The 20,569-nt window shown below is 71.0% G+C and carries 13 protein-coding genes; 7 read left to right on the top strand and 6 right to left on the bottom strand.

The genetic code is table 11. The features are described 5' to 3' along the window. Positions 1-2: 2 nt before the first annotated feature. Together ASD84_RS09895 and upp are read right to left on the bottom strand one after the other, a co-directional pair. Positions 3-1,535: a Re/Si-specific NAD(P)(+) transhydrogenase subunit alpha gene (locus ASD84_RS09895; protein ID WP_056709576.1), complete on the bottom strand. Its 1,533-nt coding sequence runs from the start codon at positions 1,533-1,535 to the stop codon at positions 3-5. 121 nt (positions 1,536-1,656) lie between these two features. Beyond that, entirely contained in the window at positions 1,657-2,301 is a 645-nt protein-coding gene (gene upp / locus ASD84_RS09890) for a uracil phosphoribosyltransferase (RefSeq protein ID WP_056709574.1), read from the bottom strand. Between the two features lie 87 nt (positions 2,302-2,388). On the opposite strand from upp, the gene ASD84_RS09885 reads away from it, so the two are divergent. From ASD84_RS09885 to ASD84_RS09870, 4 genes are all read left to right on the top strand, one after another. Next, entirely contained in the window at positions 2,389-2,871 is a 483-nt protein-coding gene (locus tag ASD84_RS09885; RefSeq protein WP_056709572.1) for a tRNA adenosine deaminase-associated protein, read from the top strand. 17 nt (positions 2,872-2,888) lie between these two features. Beyond that, complete coding sequence (locus ASD84_RS09880) at positions 2,889-3,323, top strand: nucleoside deaminase (protein ID WP_056710887.1); 435 nt, start codon at positions 2,889-2,891, stop codon at positions 3,321-3,323. Between the two features lie 31 nt (positions 3,324-3,354). Next, positions 3,355-3,930, top strand: a complete 576-nt coding sequence (locus ASD84_RS09875) for a TIGR03086 family metal-binding protein (RefSeq protein WP_056709570.1) — start codon at positions 3,355-3,357, stop codon at positions 3,928-3,930. Positions 3,931-4,005: 75 nt separating this feature from the next. Continuing rightward, complete coding sequence (locus ASD84_RS09870; RefSeq protein ID WP_056914041.1) at positions 4,006-4,974, top strand: hypothetical protein; 969 nt, start codon at positions 4,006-4,008, stop codon at positions 4,972-4,974. 15 nt (positions 4,975-4,989) lie between these two features. Here ASD84_RS09870 and eda read toward each other — a convergent pair whose 3' ends face one another. The 3 genes from eda to zwf are packed head-to-tail and all read right to left on the bottom strand — an operon-like array spanning position 4,990 to position 8,934. Beyond that, on the bottom strand, positions 4,990-5,613 hold the full coding sequence (gene eda, locus ASD84_RS09865; RefSeq protein WP_082573264.1) for a bifunctional 4-hydroxy-2-oxoglutarate aldolase/2-dehydro-3-deoxy-phosphogluconate aldolase: 624 nt from the start codon (positions 5,611-5,613) through the stop codon (positions 4,990-4,992). After that, complete coding sequence (gene edd / locus ASD84_RS09860; protein WP_056709566.1) at positions 5,600-7,465, bottom strand: phosphogluconate dehydratase; 1,866 nt, start codon at positions 7,463-7,465, stop codon at positions 5,600-5,602. The genes eda and edd overlap by 14 nt, the downstream gene beginning before the upstream one ends. After that, on the bottom strand, positions 7,462-8,934 hold the full coding sequence (gene zwf, locus ASD84_RS09855; RefSeq protein ID WP_056709564.1) for a glucose-6-phosphate dehydrogenase: 1,473 nt from the start codon (positions 8,932-8,934) through the stop codon (positions 7,462-7,464). The genes edd and zwf overlap by 4 nt, the downstream gene beginning before the upstream one ends. A 106-nt stretch (positions 8,935-9,040) precedes the next feature. On the opposite strand from zwf, the gene ASD84_RS09850 reads away from it, so the two are divergent. After that, positions 9,041-10,231, top strand: coding sequence for an ROK family protein (locus tag ASD84_RS09850; protein ID WP_235531052.1), 1,191 nt, complete (start codon positions 9,041-9,043; stop codon positions 10,229-10,231). 60 nt (positions 10,232-10,291) lie between these two features. After that, positions 10,292-11,287 (top strand): aldo/keto reductase, encoded by a 996-nt coding sequence (locus ASD84_RS09845; RefSeq protein ID WP_056709562.1) that lies wholly within the window; start codon positions 10,292-10,294, stop codon positions 11,285-11,287. Positions 11,288-11,333: 46 nt separating this feature from the next. Here the strand turns inward: ASD84_RS09845 and ASD84_RS09840 are convergent, their stop codons facing one another. After that, complete coding sequence (locus ASD84_RS09840; protein WP_082573262.1) at positions 11,334-15,770, bottom strand: family 43 glycosylhydrolase; 4,437 nt, start codon at positions 15,768-15,770, stop codon at positions 11,334-11,336. A gap of 127 nt (positions 15,771-15,897) precedes the next feature. Between ASD84_RS09840 and ASD84_RS09835 the strand changes: the two genes are divergently transcribed. Next, positions 15,898-20,547: an alpha-L-arabinofuranosidase C-terminal domain-containing protein gene (locus ASD84_RS09835; protein ID WP_056709560.1), complete on the top strand. Its 4,650-nt coding sequence runs from the start codon at positions 15,898-15,900 to the stop codon at positions 20,545-20,547. The last annotated feature ends 22 nt before the right edge of the window (positions 20,548-20,569 follow it).

Genomic DNA, 20,569 nt, shown 5'->3' with positions numbered 1-20,569 from the left:
GGTCATGCTCCCTTGCTGAACATGGCGAGCATGCGTCGGGTGACCGCGAAGCCACCGAAGATGTTGATGGACGCGAGCAGGATCGCCGCTGCGGACAGTCCGACGATCAGCTTGTCGTCGCTGGCCACCTGGACGAGCGCACCCACGACCACCACGCCGGAGATCGCGTTGGTGACCGACATCAGCGGCGTGTGCAGCGCGTGCGCGACCTTGCCGATGACGTAGTAGCCGATCACGATCGACAGCATCAGCACCGTGAAGTGGCGACGCAGGTCGTCGGTCGGAGCCAGCGCGTTGACCAGCCAGAACAGGCCGATCGCGCCGAGCACCAGGCCGACCTTCGTGCCGGCCGACATCGGAACCTTGGGCTCCTTGACCTCGACCGGAGCAGCAACGGCTGCCGGGGCGGCCGAGACCTGCACGGCCGGGGGCGGCCACGTGGACTCACCCTCCTTGACCACCGTGATGCCCCGCTGTACGACGTCGTCGAAGTCGAGCGCGAGGGCGCCGTCCTTCTCCGGGGTCAGCAGCTTGAGCAGGTTCACGATGTTCGTGCCGTACAGCTGGCTCGTCTGGGCCGCGAGGCGACCCGCCAGGTCGGTGTAGCCGAGGATCGTGACGCCGTTGTCGGTGACGATCTTCTGGTCGGTGACGGTGCCGGTGGCGTTGCCGCCGTTGGCCGCCGCCATGTCGACGATGACCGAGCCGTTCTTCATGCCCGCGACCGTCTCGGCCGAGAGCAGCTTCGGGGCCGGGCGTCCCGGGATCAGCGCGGTGGTGATGACGATGTCGGCCTCGCGGGCCTCCTCGTCGTACATCGCAGCCGTCGCGGCGACCTGGGCCTCGGTCATCTCCTTGGCGTAGCCGTCGGAGGAGACCTCCTGCTCCATGTCGACGGAGACGAACTGGGCGCCCATCGACTCGACCTGCTCGGCGACCTCGGGACGCACGTCGAAGGCGCGCACGATGGCGCCCATCGCCGATGCGGCACCGATCGCGGCGAGGCCGGCGACGCCGGCACCGACGACGAAGACCCGCGCGGGCGGGATCTTGCCGGCAGCGGTCACCTGGCCGGTGAACATCCGTCCGAACTCGTGAGCCGACTCGACGACGGCGCGGTAGCCGGCGACGTTCGCCATCGAGGACAGCACGTCCATCGACTGGGCGCGCGAGATCCGCGGCACCGCGTCCATGGCCAGGGCCGTGACGCCGGCTGCCTGGAACTGCTCGAGCAGCTCGGGGCTGCGTCCGGGAGCCATCATCGAGATGATCGTGGCGCCCCGTCGGAGCCGCCCGATCTCCTCGGCGGAGGGGGCGTTGACCTTGACGACGACGTCGGCGGCCCACACCTCCTCGGACGTCCCGACGCGCACACCGGCGTCGGTGAACGCGGAGTCGGGCTGGTCGGCAGCGTTGCCTGCTCCAGCCTCGACGACGACGTCGTAGCCGAGGTTGGTCAGTTGGGTTACGGTCTTCGCGGTCGCCGCAACGAGGGTTTCGCCCGGTTTCGACTCGCGGGGGATGCCGATGAGCATCGAGCCTCCAGCCATTCGTGGATACAGCGCCGCTCAACCTACACAGCCGTTGGCTCGTGAGGTCCCCGTCTTACGTGTGACATCCGTCTACTGGGTCGCTGCCCACTGGGTGGGATGTCCGCTAGCCCCCGGCGATCCCGTACAGCCGGTCGCCGGCGTCGCCGAGACCCGGGACGATGTAGCCCTTCTCGTTCAGCCGCTCGTCGAGCGCTGCGGTGACCACGGTGACCGGGATGGCGAGGTCGGCGAGCTCCTCCTCGAGCCGGGCGACGCCCTCGGGCGCGACGAGGAGGCAGACCGCGGTGATGTGATCCGCCCCACGGTCGACCAGGAAGCGGATGGCTGCGGCGAGGGTGCCGCCCGTCGCGAGCATCGGGTCGAGGACGTAGCACTGGCGGCCGGACAGGTCGTCCGGCAGTCGCTCGGCGTACGTCGCGGCCTCGAGGGTCTCCTCGTTGCGGACCATGCCCAGGAAGCCGACCTCGGCCGTGGGCAGCAGGCGCATCATGCCGTCGAGCATCCCGAGCCCCGCCCGGAGGATGGGTACGACGAGGGGCCGGGGCGTCGCGAGCCGCGTCCCGGTGGCGGGGGAGACCGGCGTGACGATCTCGCACGGCTCGACCCGGACGTCGCGGGTGGCCTCGTAGGCGAGCAGGGTGACCAGCTCGTCGGTGAGGGACCGGAAGGTCGGGGAGTCCGTCTCCTGGTCCCGCAGCACGGTCAGCTTGTGGGCGACGAGTGGGTGGTCCACCACCTGGGTGCGCATGACCGGCAGCCTAGTCCCCGGCCCGAACGGGTGCCCGTCACCCAGAATCCCCTAGCCCTGTGGGGGTTCGCGTGTCACGCTGATGACATGACCGCAACCGACGCCGTCGACTTCGCGTTGGCCGCCTACCGTGAGGAAGGCGTCTGGCAGGTTGCCGAGCTCACCCCCGACCATGCGGTCGACGTCGAGACCCTGGCCTCGGCCCTGCGCCGGTTCCCGGGCGACGGGGGAGCGGTCGGACTCGTCGCGGTCGACGAGGACTTCTTCGTCGTGGTCCGCGTCGCGGGACCCCGGACCCGCGTGATGCTGTCCGACATCAGTGCCGCGACCGAGTGGGAGCTGGCGGCCACGGTCGTCGAGCACCTCGGCCTGGCGCTGGTCGACGACGAGGACGAGGCCGAGCCGGCGGGCGACCTCGAGCTGTTGAGCGACCTCGGTGTCGACGCGATGGACCTCGCGGAGATCCTCGACGACGACGAGCTCTACCCCGACGAGATGCTGTCCGAGGTGGCCCGTGCCCTCGGCTTCGGTGACCTGTTCGACGACGTCGTCGGACTCACCTCGGCGTGAGCCGTTGGCTCGAGCCGATGCGTGCCGCACTCGCGGAGGCAGAGGCTGCGGTCGTCTCTGGCGACGTACCGATCGGAGCGGTGGTCCTCGACCCCGCGGGCGCGGTCATCGGTACGGGTCGCAACGTGCGCGAGCAGGACGCCGACCCCACCGGCCACGCCGAGGTGGTGGCGCTGCGCGAGGCGGCAAGGGCTCGCGGCGAGTGGCGGCTGACGGGCTGCACGCTGGTGGTCACCCTCGAGCCGTGCACCATGTGCGCCGGCGCCGTCGTGCTGTCCCGGGTCGACCGCCTCGTCTTCGGTGCGTACGACGACAAGGCGGGCGCCGTGGGTTCGCTGTGGGACGTCGTACGCGATCGCCGGCTGAACCACCGTCCCGAGGTGGTGGCCGGGGTGCTGGCCGACGAGTCGGCCGCCCTGCTCGAGAAGTTCTTCGCCGAACAGCGCCGATGAGTCCGGTGGCCGGGGACGGTCTGTTCCCGACATGACCACTCTCGATCTCGGACCGGCCACGACGACCCTGCGTGGCCTGGTGGCCTCGGTCACCGATGACCAGCTGAGCCTCCCGACGCCGTGCACGAAGTACACCGTCGGTGACCTGGTGGAGCACGTCGGCGGCCTCGCTGCCGCGTTCACGGGTGCGGCCCGCAAGCAGCCGGCTCCCGGCTCGGACCAGGGCGGGAGCGGTGACGCGTCGCGGCTCGAGCCGGGGTGGCGCGACCGCATCGACGGGGACCTCGCGGAGCTGGCCGAGGCCTGGCGCGACCCGTCGGCGTACGAGGGCATGACGGCCGCCGGCGGGATCGACCTGCCCGGCGAGGTCGCGGCCTCGGTCGCGCTCAACGAGGTGGTGGTCCACGGGTGGGACCTCGCCACGGCGCTGGGCCAGCCGTTCGCGGTGACCGATGCCGACGTCGCCGGATGCATGGCGTTCGCGGAGCCGTTCTCGACCCCGGAGGTGGCGGGCGAGCGGGGCGACGCGTTCGGTCCGGTGCTGCCGTACGCCGCCGACGACGCACCGCTGACCCGGTTGCTCGCGATGATGGGCCGCCGGGCCTGACTGCCGCGGGCAGCCCTGCCCGGACCGTGCGGGTTTCGGAGTGCGTGACGACGAATGCGCGCTAGTGTCGCCGGCGTGATCCGCGGACGTGGCGCCTCGATCCTGCTGGCCGTGTCTCTCATGGCGGGCGCATGCGGCGGTGATGCTGATCGCAGCGACCGCGACAGATCTCCCTCGGCGGGCGAACCTTCGGTGCCTCCGGAGGTGGCCGCCTGGACAATTCCTGACGTCGATGGATCCACGAAGCAGGACGCCGATGCTCTCCACACGAAGGCGCTGACCGCCCTCATCTCCAGCCCCGTGACCTACCAGGGAAGGGTGAGGATGGTGATGGGAACGGTGTCCATCTCGGGAGCAGGCGACCCCGAAGTCGAGCGGTCGAGAACAGCAACCGAGATCAACGACGTCCCCGAGGCGCTCGCGCATCTCAGCGAGGCAGTCGAAGGCTTCCAGACGCGAACCCGCTACATCGCCGGCCGCTCGTACGGACAGGTCGCCGTCCCTGAGCTGAAAGGATGTTGGTTCGATTTCGGCCAGATGGCGGGCCCAGGCGACATCGGGTGGTACCCACCTGCCCTGCTGGTGGCGGACGGATACGCGCGTGGATTCACCCGGGAGGACCCCGACGTGATCGTCATCGACGCGGACGCAGTCAACCTGGTTGCTGCTATCTGGCCGAAGACGGCACGGCTGCTCTATGTCGAGAAGGACGTCCCGGTGCCGGTCGTCATCACGCTCCGGGACGGGCGCCCCGTCAAGGCCGAGTACGAGCTCGGTGCCGCCATCGACGCACTGGTCGAGGCGGGCGCTCGCGTACCGGCGGGTGCGTCCCGAGGCGAGCTGAAGACCGCCATGTCGGGGGTCGTGACGATCGAGTACGGGGCCAGTGACCCCGTCGAGATCGAGGCCCCACCAGCGTCGCGCCTCATCGATGCGACGGCGCTGGGAGGCATGGACATCACCGCCTTGACCCAGATGGACCCGAGTGAGCGTGAGGCCCTGCTTCCGGACGGCGACGTCGAGCTCTGCGCAGCCGCCGAATAGGCGTTTCTCCAGGAGTCAGCGGAGCGCCGCCGCCTCCGCGGCGAGTTTGCTGATCCGCTCCCAGTCGCCCGCCGCGACGGCGTCGGCCGGCGTGATCCAGCTGCCGCCGACACAGCCGACGTTCGGCAGCGCGAGGTACGTCGGCGCGGACGCCGGGCTGATGCCGCCGGTCGGGCAGAAGCGGGCCTGGGGGAGCGGGCCCGCCACGGACTTGAGGTACGGCGTCCCGCCCGCCGCCTCGGCGGGGAAGAACTTCATCTCGGTGAGCCCCGCCTCGAGCACCCGCATCACCTCGGACACCGTCGACGTGCCGGGCAGGAAGGGCACACCGGTGTCCACCATCGCGGCGAGCAGGTCCGGCGTCAGGCCGGGGGACACCAGGAAGCGCGCGCCGGCCTCGACCGCCGCGGCCGCCTGGGCCGGCGTCGTGATGGTGCCGGCGCCGAGCAGGATGTCGGGCACCTCGGCGGCGATGGCGCGGAGCGCGTCGAGCGCCACCGGGGTGCGCAGGGTCAGCTCGATGGCGGGCAGGCCGCCCGCCACGAGCGCCTTGGCCAGGGGGACGGCGGACGCCAGGTCGTCGATGACGACGACCGGCATCACCGGTACGACGTCGAGGACGCTCTCAGGAGTGGACAAGGCGGACCTCCAGGTCGGTGGCGTTGGGTGCGGGGAAGACCGAGGCGCCCTCGTCGGCCGGGCCGACGGTGCTGCGGAAGGCCGCGAACAGCTCGCGGCCGGTGCCGGCCCACTCGTCGCCGGTCGGCGGGTTGCCGGTCGGTGTGCGGTGGGTGAGGTCCGCCGCGATGGTCAGCGTCCCGGCATCGGAGTCCAGGGTGATCAGGTCGCCGTCCTGGACGCGGGACAGGGGACCGCCGAGGGCGGCCTCCGGCGTCACGTGGATGGCGGCCGGGACCTTGCCCGACGCGCCGGACATCCGCCCGTCGGTGACGATCGCGACCTTCTGGCCGCGGTCCTGGAGCACGCCGAGCGCGGGGGTCAGCTTGTGCAGCTCGGGCATGCCGTTGGCCGCCGGTCCCTGGTAGCGGATCACCGCGACGAGGTCGTGCCCGTCGAGGTCGCCGTCGGCGAAGGCGAGCAGGAAGTCGTGCTGGTCGTCGAAGACGCGCGCCGGTGCGCTGACGAACCGGTGCTCGAGCGCGACGGCCGACGTCTTCACAACGCCCGTGCCCAACGGTCCCCTGACCACCTTCACCCCGCCGTCCGCGGCGAACGGGTCCGTTGCCGGGCGCAGCACGTCGAGGTCCAGGCTCTCGGCGGGACCCGGCCGCCAGGTCAGCTCGCCGTCGACCAGCACCGGCTCCTCGGTGTAGCGGCGCAGGCCGTGGCCGACGATGGTCTCGACGTCCTCGTGCAGCAGGCCCGCGTCGAGCAGGGTGCGGACCAGGAAGCCGATGCCCCCGGCTGCGTGGAAGTGGTTCACGTCCGCTGCGCCGTTGGGGTAGATCCGCGCCAGCGACGGCACCACGGCCGACAGCTCGGCCAGGTCGTCCCAGGTCAGCAGGATGCCGGCGGCGCGGGCGATGGCGACGAGGTGCAGCGTGTGGTTGGTGGATCCGCCGCTCGCGAGGAGTGCCACGCACGCGTTGAGGATGGCCTTCTCGTCGACCATCTCGCCCAGGGCCGGCGCGGCGTCGTACTGCACGGTCCGGCGGACCGCTCGGGCAGCGGCCTCGCGGGTCAGGGCCTCGCGCAGCGGCGTTCCGGGATTGACGAAGGACGACCCCGGAAGGTGCAGGCCGAGCACCTCCATCAGCAACTGGTTGGAGTTGGCGGTGCCGTAGAAGGTGCACGTCCCGCGCGAGTGGTACGACGCCGCCTCGGCCTCGAGCAGCTCCTCACGCCCGACCTTGCCCTCGGCGAAGAGCTGTCGTACGGCGGCCTTCTCCTTGTTCGGGAGACCGGACTCCATCGGCCCGGCGGGCACCCACACGGCCGGGAGGTGGCCGAACGACAGGGCGCCGATCAGCAGGCCGGGGACGATCTTGTCGCACACGCCCAGCAGCAGCGCGCCGTCGAACATGTCGTGCGAGAGCGCGATCGCCGTCGACATGGCGATCAGGTCGCGGCTGTAGAGGGAGAGCTGCATGCCGTCACGGCCCTGCGTGACGCCGTCGCACATCGCGGGCACGCCGCCAGCGACCTGGGCGAGCCCGCCGGCGCGGATCACGGCCTTCTTGAGCACGGGCGGGTAGTCGCCGTACGGCTGGTGGGCGGACAGCATGTCGTTGTAGCTGGTGATGATCGCGAGGTTCGGCTTCTGGCCGCGCGCGAGCTCGGTCTTCTCGGCACCCTCGGCAGCAGCGAAGCCGTGCGCGAGGTTGGCGCAGGCGAGCCGGCCGCGGGCCGGGCCGCGGTGTCCTGCCGCACGGATCCGTGCCAGGTAGGTGGCCCGGGTCGCTGCACTGCGCTCGGTCAGCCGGCGGGTGACGTCGTCCAGCACGGGGTGGAGGGGGACGGGTGTGTTCATGTGGTGGGCTCCTGCCAGGTGTGGCCCTCACGTGCCAGCAGCCGCGTTGCCGCGGCCGGGCCGTTGGTGCCGGGGTGGTAGCGGACCGGCTCGACGCCGTCGCGGTCCCACTGCTCGAGGATCGGCTCGACCCATGACCACGCGGCCTCGACCTCGTCGCGGCGCATGAAGAGGGTCGGGATGCCGCGCATGACGTCCATGAGCAGCCGCTCGTAGGCGTCCGGGCACCGCTCGTCGAAGGTGTCGGCGTAGCTGAGGTCCAGCGACGCGGGGTGCAGCCGGATGCCGCCGGGGCCGGGGTGCTTGGCCGTCAGGTGCAGCTGCATGCCTTCGTCGGGCTGCATCCGCACGGTCAGTCGGTTGGGGGTCGTGGTGCCCTCGCTGTGCGGGAACATCGCGTGCGGCGGCTCCTTGAAGACGACCTCGATGGTCGACTCCTGGCGCGCCATCCGCTTGCCGGTGCGCAGGTAGAACGGCACGCCGGCCCATCGCCAGTTCTGCACCTCTGCGCGCAACGCCACGAAGGTCTCGCTGGTGCTCGGGTGCCCGAGCTCCTCGCCGTACGTCGTGTACTGCCCGCGCACGGTGTTGCGGTCCACCGCGGTGCCGGTGAGCGGCACCAGGGCGCGCAGCACCTTGAGCTTCTCGTCGCGCACGGGGTCTCCGCCGACGTACGTCGGAGGCTCCATCGCGACCAGGCAGAGCAGCTGCAGCAGGTGGTTCTGCACCATGTCGCGCATCGCGCCGGCCCGGTCGTAGTACTCGCCGCGGCCCGCCACGCCGAGGGTCTCGGACACGGTGATCTGCACGTGGTCGACCCAGCGCGAGTTCCACACCGGCTCGAGGAAGGTGTTGGCGAAGCGGGTGACGAGGAGGTTCTGGACGCTCTCCTTGCCGAGGTAGTGGTCGATCCGGAAGATCTGCCGCTCCTCGAACACCCGGCCGACGGCGTCGTTGACGACCCGGGAGGACGCCAGGTCCCAGCCGATCGGCTTCTCGAGGACCACCCGGCACTGCGGCGTCACCAGGCCGAGGTCGTCGAGGCGGTCGCAGATCGGTCCGAAGAGGTCGGACGCGACGGCCAGGTAGTAGACCCGGACCGGCTCCTCGGTGGTCGAGCCTGTCGGGACCCGCTCCTTCAGCAACCCGTGCAGCAGGTCCCAGCCCTCGGGCGTGGTGGCGTCGAGCGAGAGGTGGTGCAGCCGGCTGATCAGCCGGTGGACGGCGCCGGCCTCGAGGTGGTCCTCGGGCACGTGCTCGAACAGGGCCTCGGTGACCAGGGCGCGGTAGCCGTTGTCGTCGAGCGGGTGCCGCGAGACCCCGACGATCCGGGTGTCGGGGTGCAGGTGGCGCTGGCGCTCACGTTCGTAGAGCCCCGGGAGCAGCTTGCGCAGGGCCAGATCGCCTGTGGCGCCGAAGACGGTGAAGTCGCAGGCCGGGAGGTCGAGATCAGGGAGGGGCGCGGTCACTGGCACAACGGTAGTGCGTAACTCTGTCCTTTAGAACCCCTACTTAGGACTTTTTGTGATCAAAGTACGACGATCCGGTGGGATCGATGCCCTAGGATCGGCTCTCGTGACCGACGAGACGACCCCGCCGGCGGTGCGGGAGTCCGCGTCGGCCGGCGACCTGCTCGCCCTGCTGCGCAGCGGCCGGGCATCCACGCGCTCCGAGCTGCGCACCGTCACCGGGCTGTCCCGCACGGCCGTCGTCGCCCGGGTCAACGCCCTCGCCGACGCCGGCCTGCTGCGCCTCGGCGCCGAGCTGGCGTCCACGGGAGGCCGCCCTCCGGGGAGCCTGGTCTTCAACACCGAGGCCGGCGTCGTCCTCGCCGCCGCGGTCGGGCGCTCCCGGTCCCAGGTCGCCGTCTTCGACCTCGGCGGCACCGAGCTGGCGGCGTCGGCCGTCGACCACGAGGTCGGCGCCGGTCCCGACGAGGTGATGCCCGTCGTCGCCGACCAGCTCGCACAGCTGCTCACCGTGGACCTCCCGCCGGTGCTGGGCATCGGCTGCTCGCTCCCCGGCGTGGTCGACTCCGCACGGGGCGTCAGCGTCGACACGCCCGTGATGGGCGGCTGGGACGGCATCCCGCTGGCGCCGTACCTCGCCGGGGTGGCGGACGCCCCCCTCTTCCTCGCCAACGACGCCGACACCCTGGCCCGCTCGGAGTACCTCGGCCACGCCCGCGAGATCCGCGACCTGCTGGTCCTCAAGGCGTCGACGGGCATCGGCCTGGGCGTGCTCGCCGGCGGTCGGATCATCACGGGATCGCGCGGCGGGGCCGGGGACATCGGCCACACCAAGGTGCCGGAGGCTGTCGGCCGGCCGTGTCGTTGCGGCGACGCCGGGTGCCTGGAGACGCTCGCGTCGGGGTGGGCCCTGGTGGCACGGCTCCAGGAAGAGGGACGCGACGTCGGGCACGTCCGTGACCTCGTCGCTCATGCCCTGGCCGGCGATGCGGAGGCCAAGCAGCTGCTCCGCGAGAGCGGGCGGCAGGTCGGCGAGCTGCTCGCCGTGGCCATCAACCTGCTCAACCCGCAGGCCGTCGTCCTCGGGGGCGACATGGCTGCCGCGTACGACGTCTACGCCGCCGGCGTGCGCGAGTCCGTCTATGCGCGGTCGTCCGCGCTCGCGACCCGCGAGCTGCAGTTCCTGCCGTCGACGTACGGCGATCGCGCCGGCCTCGTCGGGTGCGCGGCCCTGGCGCTGGACGCTGTGCTCAGCCCCGGTGCGGTCGACTCCCGGCTCGCCCGGGCCCGCAACTGACCTCCACTGACTCGCAACTGAACCTCCCAACTGAACCTCGCAACGGCACAAGGAGAACTGATGGAACAGCGCAATCTCGGGCGCATCGGACGCGACACGTCGGTCGTCGGCCTCGGCACCTGGCAGCTCGGCGCCGACTGGGGTGACGTGAGCGAGGACGAGGCGCGCGCCGTGCTCGAGGAGTCGGCTGCCGCCGGCGTCACCTTCTACGACACCGCCGACGTCTACGGCGACGGCCGCAGCGAGCAGGTCGTCGGACGCTTCCTCGCCGCGCACCCGGACGCTGGCTTCACGGTGGCGACCAAGATGGGCCGCCGCGCGGAGCAGGTGCCCGACAACTACACGCTGGCGAACTTCCGCGGCTGGCTCGACCGCTCGCGCACCAACCTCGGCGTCGACCGGATCGACCTCGTCCAGCTGCACTGCCCGCCGTCGGCGGTGATCGACGACCACGCGACGTACGACGCCCTCGACACGCTCGTCGCCGACGGCGTCATCGCGTCGTACGGCGTCAGCGTCGAGACCTGCGCGCAGGCCCTCGCCGCCATCGCGCGCCCCGGTGTCGTGTCGGTGCAGATCATCCTCAACGCGTTCCGGCTGAAGCCGCTCGACGAGGTGTTGCCGGCCGCCGCCGCGGCCGGCGTCGCCATCATCGCGCGGGTGCCGCTGGCGTCGGGCCTGCTCTCCGGTCGGTACGACGACACGACCGTCTTCGCCGCCGACGACCACCGCAACTACAACCGCGACGGCAGCGCGTTCGACGTGGGCGAGACCTTCTCCGGCGTGGACTACCGCGTCGGCATCGCAGCTGCCGCGGAGTTCACCGCTCTCGTCCGCGCGACGCTCGGCGACGACGTCACGCCCGCGCAGGCCGCCATCGCCTGGTGCGCGCAGCAGGCCGGTGTGAGCACGGTGATCCCCGGCGCCCGCAACGTCGCCCAGGCGCGGTCCAACGCAGCCGCCGGCGCCCTCGGCCCGCTCCCCGCCGAGCTCCTCGACGGGGTGCGGGCCATCTACGACGCCCGGTTGCGGGAGGCCATCCACCCGCGCTGGTGAGGTTTCGAGGCTCGTCGCTGGCGCTCCTCGCACCTCAACCACCGGGCTACGGCCGCACGCGTACCCGCACCGGCGTCGCTGAGTCACTGCCCACGGTCGACGACCCGGCGTAGCCGGCCGTGATCGTGTGCACGCCCCGGCGCAGCCGGATCACGATCCGGGCGGTGCCGTTGCTCAGCAGCGGGCGAGCGACGACGCGGCCGTCGACCTTGATCACGGCCCGCCCGGTCGCAGCGATGGTGGACGGAGACGTCGCCACGGTGACCCGGACCGCGACCCGCTGGCCGGCCCGTGGGGTGGTGTCGGACAGCCGCAGTCGCGTCGTCGCTCCGGCGCGGACGACCGTGGCGGTCGGCAGCGAGGTGGCGACACCCGAGAGCCCGCTCGACGCCTTGGCCGTGACCCGGACGGAGAGTCGGTGGCCGACGTCCGTCGCCCGTGGTGTGTACGTCGCCGACCGGGCGCCTGCGATCGGCGTACTGCCGCGCAGCCACTCGTAGGCGTAGGTCAGGTTCGGCTGGTCCCAGATCCCGGCACTGGCGGTCAGCTTGCGACCGACCTGGGCGGTTCCGGTGACCGTCGGCTTCGCCTCGTTGACCGGCGCGACGACCGGCGGCTCGGGCTCCTCCAGCGGGTCGACGCTCGTGAGCGTCGGGGTCACCTTCTGGATCAGGCCGTCCTCGCCGAAGGTCAGCCGGTCGATGGTGGTCTCCCGGTGCGTCCCGTCCCCGCCGGCTGACGAGAAGGTGGGCATGGCGAAGCGGTGGTACGCGATGTACCAGTCGTCGGTCCCGGGGACCTGCACGATCGAGCTGTGCCCGGTACCGAGGATGCCCTGCGAGGCGTCCTTCTCGAGGATCACGCCGCGGTAGGTCCACGGTCCGCTGATGCTCGTCGACGTCGCGTAGCCGACCCGGTAGTCCGGCGAACCGGTGTCGTCGATCGCGTAGGTCAGGTGATAGGTCCCGTCGCGGTAGTTGAGGAAGGTGCCCTCGCGGAAGCTGGTCAGGCCGCTGATCGCGCTGATCGTGTCCTGCTTGATCGACACCATGTCGTCGGCCAGCTCGGCGTAGACGGGCGATCCGTTGCCCCAGAACAGGAAGTACTTGCCCGTGGCGGGGTCACGGAAGGCCGCGGGGTCGATGGCCTGGCCTGAGGTCACCGCCTCGTTGTTGAGGATCATCGCCTCCGGCTGGGCCGTGAACGGACCCTCGGGACTGTCGGCCACGGCCACGCCGATGGTCTTGCGGTTGTACGTCGGGTTGTGGCCGGAGAAGTAGAAGTAGTACTTGCCGTCCCGCTCGATGATGGTCGGCGCCCAGGCGTTGCCGCTTGCCCACGGCACGTCGCCGTTCGCGCCGTCCAGGGTGAGGAACGGTTCCGCGGACCGGGTCCAGTCGACGAGGTCGGTCGACTTCCAGACGTAGAACTCCTTGCCGCCCCAGCCGGCCACGCCGTCGGTGGTGGCGTAGAGGTAGTAGGTGCCGTCGAACTCGGCGATGTTCGGGTCGGCGTAGAGCCCCGGCAGCACCGGCGACTTCATCTCGACCGCCCGCACGGTCCACTCGCGGGTCGCCCCGCCAGGTGCCGTCACGGTGACGGTGCGCGCCGCCGAGTAGTCGGCCGGTCCGTCGACGTCGAGCATCGAGCCGCCCTTGACGTCGTACGACGGGTCGAGGCTCGTGACGTCGGTCCCCGGCGTCACCGGCAGGGTGACCGTCGAGGTGGCGCTGTCGATGACGGCCGGGACCTTGAGGCTGTCGAGCTCGACGCCCAGGATCGCGGTCGGATCGGCCGCGAGGTCGCGGACCTCCGCGGTCGTCAGCGCCCTGTTGTAGAGACGGAAGTCGCGCACCGCGCCCTTGAGGTACTTGTCGCCGGAGTAGACGGAACGGCCGATGTAGTTGGCGGTCGTGCGTCCGTCGCCGATGTCGCCGGGCTCGATGGTGACGCCGGTCTTCTCGCCGACCTTCACGCCGTCGAGGTAGAGGATGGCGGTGCCGTCCTGCAACGTGTAGGTCAGTGTCTTCCAGGTGCCGCGGGCCAGGGCCGCGCCGCTGGTGACGGTCTGCTCGGTGGTCCAGTTGCCGGTGGCGATGGAGGACCGGTAGGCGCTGTTGCCGGTGGTGAAGAGGTAACCGTTGCCTGTCCCACCGCCGTCGGTGTTGCCCAGGCCCCACACGAAGTACGGCGTCGGCTGGGTCGGGTCCACCTTGACCTCGGTCGACACGGTGATCGCATCGAGCCCGGCCATCATGTTGTCGGGCAGTCGCACGTGGCCGTTGGTGCCGCCGAGCGCCAGGCCGCCGTCGGGCTCGCCGGACCACGTCGTGTCACCGGAGACGGTGCCGTCGTAGCCGTGGCCCGAGCTGTCGGCAGCGGTGCTGCCACTGGTCGCGTCGAGCTCGTAGTGAGCCACCAGCCCGTCCTCGTTCGCCTCGACCGGGGTCACCGGCTCGGGGACGACGATGCCCTCGCGCAGGCTGTCGAGCTCGGCCTTCGTGACGGGGATGACGGTGCCGTGGCGCGGGCTCGCGGGGAGGTCGTACCCGGTGGCGACCTTCCAGTCGGGGTCGGCGAGGTCGTCGGTCCCCAGCGGGATGTAGCCGCGGCCGCCGTACTCGTCGACGAAGAGGTAGAAGGCGTTGCCCGACGTGTCGCCCTCGTTGGCGCGGAACACCGTCGGTCCCTCGACCGCGGAGGTGCCGGCGTCACGGCCGATGCAGGAGTCCTGCATGGTCCACGCCGGGTTGCCGGGCAGGTCGACGGCGGTCAGCTCGTCGGCGGTCTCCTGGATGATGTCGGAGCAGCCGGTGCCGCCGCCGCCCTCGTCCTTGGTGAAGCGGTAGTAGTGGCCGTTGTCGCGGATCACCGTCGAGTCGATCCGGGACTCGCCACGGTCCTGCCAGATCTTCGCCTCGCTGAACGTCACGAAGTCGCGCGTGGTGGCGTAGAGCATCCGGTTGTAGGTGCTGCCGGTGTGGTTGGTGTCGCTCTCGGCGTAGAGCTTCGACGCCCAGAAGACGACGTACTGCTGCAGGTCCTCGTCCCAGTACGCCTCGGGTGCCCAGGTGTTGCCGGCGGTCGGCGGGGACACCAGCACGTGGCGCTGCTGCGACCACGTCTTGAGGTCGGTGGACTCCCAGACCTCGAGGTAGCGGCTGCCGGTCCGCTGCGAGCGGTCCCAGTCACCGTTGCGGCCGATCGACAGGTCGGTGGCGATGAGGAAGAAGCGGTCGCCCTCGGGCGAGCGGATCAGGAACGGGTCGCGCAGGCCCATCTCGCCCATCGTGGACTCGAGCACGGGCTGGCCGCCGTTGAGCTCGTCCCAGGTCAGGGCGTCGTTGCCGCGGCTGGCCGCGAAGTAGATCTTCTCCCCGGCGATCGAGTTGCCGGTGAAGTAGCTGAAGGCGTAGCCCTCGTACGCCGCGTCCGCGGGCAGCTCGCGCACGGTGAGCTCGATGGCGCGCGTCGTCGTGGCCGTCCCGGCGGTGACGGTGGCGGTCAGGGTGACCGTCGTGTCGCCCGCTCCGTGGGCGGGACGGTGCACGAGGCCCTCGGTGTCGACGACGGACGTGTCGTCGCTGGCCCACGTGATGGTGGCGCCGCCGGCGCCGGTCGTGGGCAGCGTGAGGTTTCCGCGTACGTCGTCGGCGTGGACGATCGAGATGGCAGCCGCGGCCGCCTCGGCGAGCTCGGTGTCGGCGGGCAGCTCGGGCTCGAGCAGCGTGATGTCGGAGACCTCGGCCGGGGTCAGGGCCCGGTCGTAGATCCGGAAGTTGCGGATCTTGCCCTTGAGGCTGTTGTCGGTGGCGTAGCTCGACTCACCGAGCAGGTTGTTGACGGTGCTGCCCGCGCCGAGGTCGCTCGGCTTCACGGTGACCGCAGTGTTCTGCCCGACCTGGGTGCCGTCCTCGTAGAGCGTTCCCGTCGTGCCGGCCTGCGTGTAGGTCACGCCCTTCCAGGCGCCGCGGGCCAGGTTGCCGCCGCTGGTGCGCGCGGTGACCTTCTCGCCGGACCAGTTCGTCGGGGTGATGCCGGCGCGGAAGCTGTTGCCGCTCGCGAAGAGGTAGCCGGTGCCCGCGCCGGACGTGGCGGAGTTGCCCAGTCCCCACAGGAAGAACGGCGTCGCCTGGCTGGTCTCGACGAAGACGTCGAGGTGCACGGTGATCGCGTCGAGCCCGGTCAGCACGTTGTTCGGGAGCTTCACGTGGTCGTCGACCCCGTCCAGGGCCAGCGCTCCGTCGCTCCACGTGCCGCCGCCGACCACGGTGCCGTCGCGGTCGTGGCCGGAGGAGTCCTCGACGGTCGTGCCGGACACCTGGTCGAGGTCGTAGCGCAGCACCAGCCCGTCGGTCACGTCGGTCGCCCCCGCTGACGCCGCCGCCGGCCGCGTCGTCGGCAACAGCAGCAGGAGGCTCGCCACGAGCGCCAGGGCGAGCAGGGCGGGTAGCCGGCGGAGAGCTGAGGTGGAACGGGGCATTGCGGTCCTCCGATGTGTGAACGCTAACAATCGAGTGTGACCACGGTCACCACGAAACGTCAAGAGTGCCTTGAAATCTGGCCACTGCCCTTGCCAAGACCAAGTGTTAGCGCTAACAATCGCCCTTGTGTCGTCCGTCACATCGCCCTCGCCCCGCTCCGGCCGCCGCCTGCTGGCCGCCTCCGGTGCCGCCCTCGCCCTCCTCGCCGGAACCCTGGCTGCGGCCGCCGGTCTCGGTGCCGCCAGCCCTGCGGCCGCTGCCGCGCCCGCGGACACCCCGGTCACGTGGACCGATGCCTTCGACGGCGCCTCCCTCGACGAACGCTGGGACGTCGTGAACCCCGACCCCGGCGCCCTCGAGGTCAGCGGCGGTGCGCTGCGCATCAGCGGCCAGCCCGGCGACACCTATCAGGGCGTCAACACGGCGAAGAACATCGTCATGCTCGACGTACCGGCCGGCGACTTCACCGCCACGGCCACCGTCGCCGCGCCCGTCTCGAAGGTCTACCAGGGCGCCGGCCTGATCGCGTGGCAGGACATGGACAACTACGTCCGAGCCGGGCTGACGTACGTCGGCGCGCTGTCGCCGTCCGGCGTCGCCGTGGAGACCGACCGCGAGGTCGGCGCCGCGTTCGGTGCCGTCGCCTTCGCGGACCGCCCTGCCTCGACCGGCGAGACGCTGCGCCTGCAGCGGACCGGCGACACGATCACCTCGAGCTACCGCGAGGCCGGGACCGGCACCTGGGTCACGGCCGCGACGACGACGGTCGCCTTCGACACCACGCAGGTGGGCCTCTACGCCCTCGCCGCGCAGGACGGCACGCCCACCGCGGCCGTGTTCGACGACGTCGAGATCACCCACGCGCAGGGCGCGGACGTCGTGCCGTCGGGCACCTTCACGCTCCAGGCCGACCGCGACGCGTCGTACCTCGTGACGGACGGCGACCGGCTCGCCCTGACCGCCGACCAGCCCACCTCGAGCCTGCGGCTCCTCGCGGCCGTCCTGGGTGACGGTGCCCTCGGGATCGCCACACCCGCCGGTCCGCTCGTCCTCGACGGCGCTGCGGTGACCATCGGTGACCCCGGCGCTGAGCCGACGCCGTTCCGGATCACCGACGCGGGCGGCGGCAAGGTGGTGCTGCGCACCGAAGGCGCTGACGGGTACGTCGTCGCCGACGGCGACGGTCATCTGGCCACCGGCGCCGAGGCCGACGCGATCAGGTTCGTGCTGACCGAGGTCGAGGACGGCACGGCGACGCTGGACATCGATGCCGACGGTGCCGGCGCCGAGCTCAACCCCGACATGTTCGGGATCTTCTTCGAGGACATCAACTACGCAGCCGACGGCGGCATCTACGCCGAGCTGGTCCGCAACCGCTCCTTCGAGTTCAACGGCACCGACAACGGCTCGTTCAACGCGATGACCGCCTGGAGCCTGGCGAATCGCAGCGGCGGCGCGTCCAGCGCCACCGTCGTCAACGACGCCGGTCGGCTCAACGACCTCAACCGCAACTACCTCCAGGTCGTCGCTGCTGCCGCCGGCGACGGCGTGCGCAACACCGGCTTCGACGCGGTCGCGATCAAGCAGGGTGCCGTCCACGACGCCTCGGTGTGGGTCCGTACGACCACGCCCCAGTCGTTGACGATCGCCTTCGAGGACGCCGCCGGTACGACGATGCTCGGCTCCGGCACCGTGCAGGTCCTCGGTGACGGCAGCTGGCACCAGGTCGAGGTCCCGGTCACCGCGACCGCGACGAGCAACAACGCGCGGATCGCCGTCCTCGCCGGGGCTCCGTCGACGCTTGCCGTCGACATGGTCTCCGTGATGCCCCGTGACACCTGGGTCGGGCCGGTCAACGGCCGCTCGGTGCTGCGCAAGGACCTCGCCGAGCGGGTCGCCGCGATGGACCCCGGCTTCGTCCGCTTCCCGGGTGGCTGCGTCACCAACGTCGGCACGTTCAAGTCCTACGAGGAGAGCGGCTACGTCGACCGGCAGCGCACCTACCAGTGGAAGGAGACGATCGGCCCGGTCGAGGAACGCCCGACCAACAAGAACTTCTGGGGCTACAACCAGACCTACGGCATCGGCTACCTCGAGTACTTCGAGCTCGCCGAGGACCTCGGTGCCGAGCCCCTTCCTGTCCTCTCCGTCGGCGCGAACGGTTGCGGCAGCACCATCCCCGAGATGAAGGACCAGGCGTCGATCGACCGCTGGGTCCAGGACACGCTCGACCTGATCGAGTTCGCCAACGGCGGCGTCGACACCGAGTGGGGCGCGGTGCGTGCCGGGCTCGGCCACCCGGAGCCCTTCGACATGAAGATGATCGGCCTCGGCAACGAGGAGAACACCACCACGTTCGAGGCGAACTTCCCGCAGTTCAAGCAGGCCGTCGAGGCGGCGTACCCGGACATCGCGATCATCTCCAACTCCGGCCCCGACGACACGGGCACGCGTTTCGACACCCTGTGGAGCTTCAACCGCGCCCAGGGCGTCGACATGGTCGACGAGCACTACTACAACGACCCGGACTGGTTCCTCGACAACAACCACCGCTACGACGACTACGACCGCTCCGGTCCGAAGGTCTTCCTCGGTGAGTACGCCAGCCGCGGCAACACCTTCAACAACGCGCTCGTCGAGGCGGCGTACATGACCGGCCTGCAGCGCAACGGTGACGTGGTGCAGCTGGCGTCGTACGCACCGCTGCTGGCGCACGAGAACCACGTGCAGTGGTCGCCGGACGCCATCTGGTTCGACAACGACGAGTCGTGGGAGTCGGCCGACTGGCAGGTCCAGAAGATGTTCGGCAACAACGTGGGCGACCAGGTCGTGCCGAGCACCTTCGACGGCGCGGTCAACGACGCGCAGGACGTGCGTGGTGGCGCGTTCCTCTCGACGTGGAACACCAGCGCGGCCTACGACAACGTGGTCGTCACCGACAACGAGACCGGCGCGACGCTGTTCAGCGACGACTTCGCCGATGCGTCGAAATGGGCCTCCCAGCAGGGTTCCTGGGCCGTCAACGGCGGGCGGTACGTGCAGTCCTCGACCAGCACGACCGACGCGCGCTCGATCATGACCGGCGCCTACGACAAGGGCTGGACGAACTACACGCTCGAGCTCGACGCCACCAAGCTGTCCGGCTCGGAGGGCTTCCTGGTCGGCTTCGGCGCGACCGGTGCGAACAACTTCTACTGGTGGAACCTCGGCGGCTGGAACAACACCCGGTCGGTGCTGCAGCGGGCCGACGGCGGCAACGCCAGCGAGGTCGTCGCGCTCGAGGGCGAGGGGGTGACCACCGGGACGACGTACCACCTGAAGATCGAGGTGGACGGTTCGACGATCCGGCTCTTCCAGGACGGCGTCCTCAAGCTGACCTACGACCAGGTCGACACGAGCGAGCAGCTGTTCCAGGTCGTCACGAAGGACGAGAAGACCGGCGACCTGGTCGCCAAGGTCGTCAACACCGCGACCGGTCCGGTCCGCACGCAGGTGCGGGTCTCCGACGCCGCGATCGAGCCGACCGGCACGGTCACGACGCTGACGGCACCGTCGCGGGGCGCGACCAACACGAAGGGCGCTCCGCAGGTCATCTGGCCCAAGGAGCGCGCGGTCGGCGGGCTCTCGAACGACTTCGAGTACGAGTTCCCCGGCTCCTCGGTGACCTTCCTGCGGATGCACACCGCCGACGGTGTGGCTCCGACGGTGGAGGAGCTCACGGTCCAGGGACAGGGCGTGCGCGGCTGGTACCGCGACCCCGCCACGGTGCACGTCGAGGCAGCTGACAACCGGGAGGTGGACCACGTCGAGTGGTCGCTCGACGGCGGTGCCTGGCAGCAGGCAGCGGGTGCCGAGGCCGACATCGAGGTCGCCGGCGACGGCAGCCACGAGCTGACGGTCCGTGCGGTCGACACCGCCGGCAACGTGGGCGAGGCGCGGCCGTTGGCGGTCGGAGTCGACGCCGCTGCGCCGGTCACCAAGGCGACCTTCGACGCCACTGCGCGCACCATCACGCTGACGGCCGCCGACACGGGCGCCGGCATCCCTGCCGGCGGCACGGAGTACCGCCTGGGCGACGGAGCCTGGACGTCGTACGACGACCCGATCGTCGTGGGCGCGCAGCCCGCGGTCGTCGAGTTCCGGTCGACGGACGTCTTCGGCAACGCCGAGGAGCCCGGTCGCCTGGAGGTCCCGGCCGCAGGTGTGGAGGCTGCGCCGTCGACCACGGCGGCCGTCGCCGTCGCCACCCGCGTCGCGCTCGGCAAGGACGTGGCGGTGCGGGTGACCGTCGCCGGTGCGTCCAGCGTCCCGACCGGCACGGTGTCGCTGCGCGAGGGCGCCACGGTGCTCGCCACTGCCGACCTCGTCGGTGGCAAGGCCGTCCTCCGGGTCCCGGCAGTCCGGCTCCGGGTGGGCTCGCACCAGCTCGTCGCCGACTACGCGGGCAGCGCCACCCACGCCGGCTCCAGCGACAGTGTGCGGGTCACCGTGGTCAAGGCCGCCGCCAGCACGGCGCTGCGGATCACCAGGGTGGCCACGCGCCGGCCGCAGGTCACCGTCCGCGTGAGTGCTGCTGTACCGGTGTCCGGCGCCGTGCAGGTCGTCGTGCAGCGCAACGGACGCACGGTGCTCAACCGCACCGTCAGCCTCTCGGGCGGCCGCGGCACCGTCCGCCTGCCTCGCCTCAAGAGGGGGAGCTACGTCCTCCTCACCCGGTACGCCGGCTCCGCCACCGTCGGCACGTCCTCGACCCGCAGCAGCCTGCGGATCCGCTGAAGCCCAGTTGAAGCCCAGGAGA

Source organism: Nocardioides sp. Root682, from assembly GCF_001427795.1.
Taxonomy (GTDB): Bacteria; Actinomycetota; Actinomycetes; order Propionibacteriales; family Nocardioidaceae; genus Nocardioides.
This window is presented reverse-complemented; position numbering and strand designations above follow the sequence as displayed.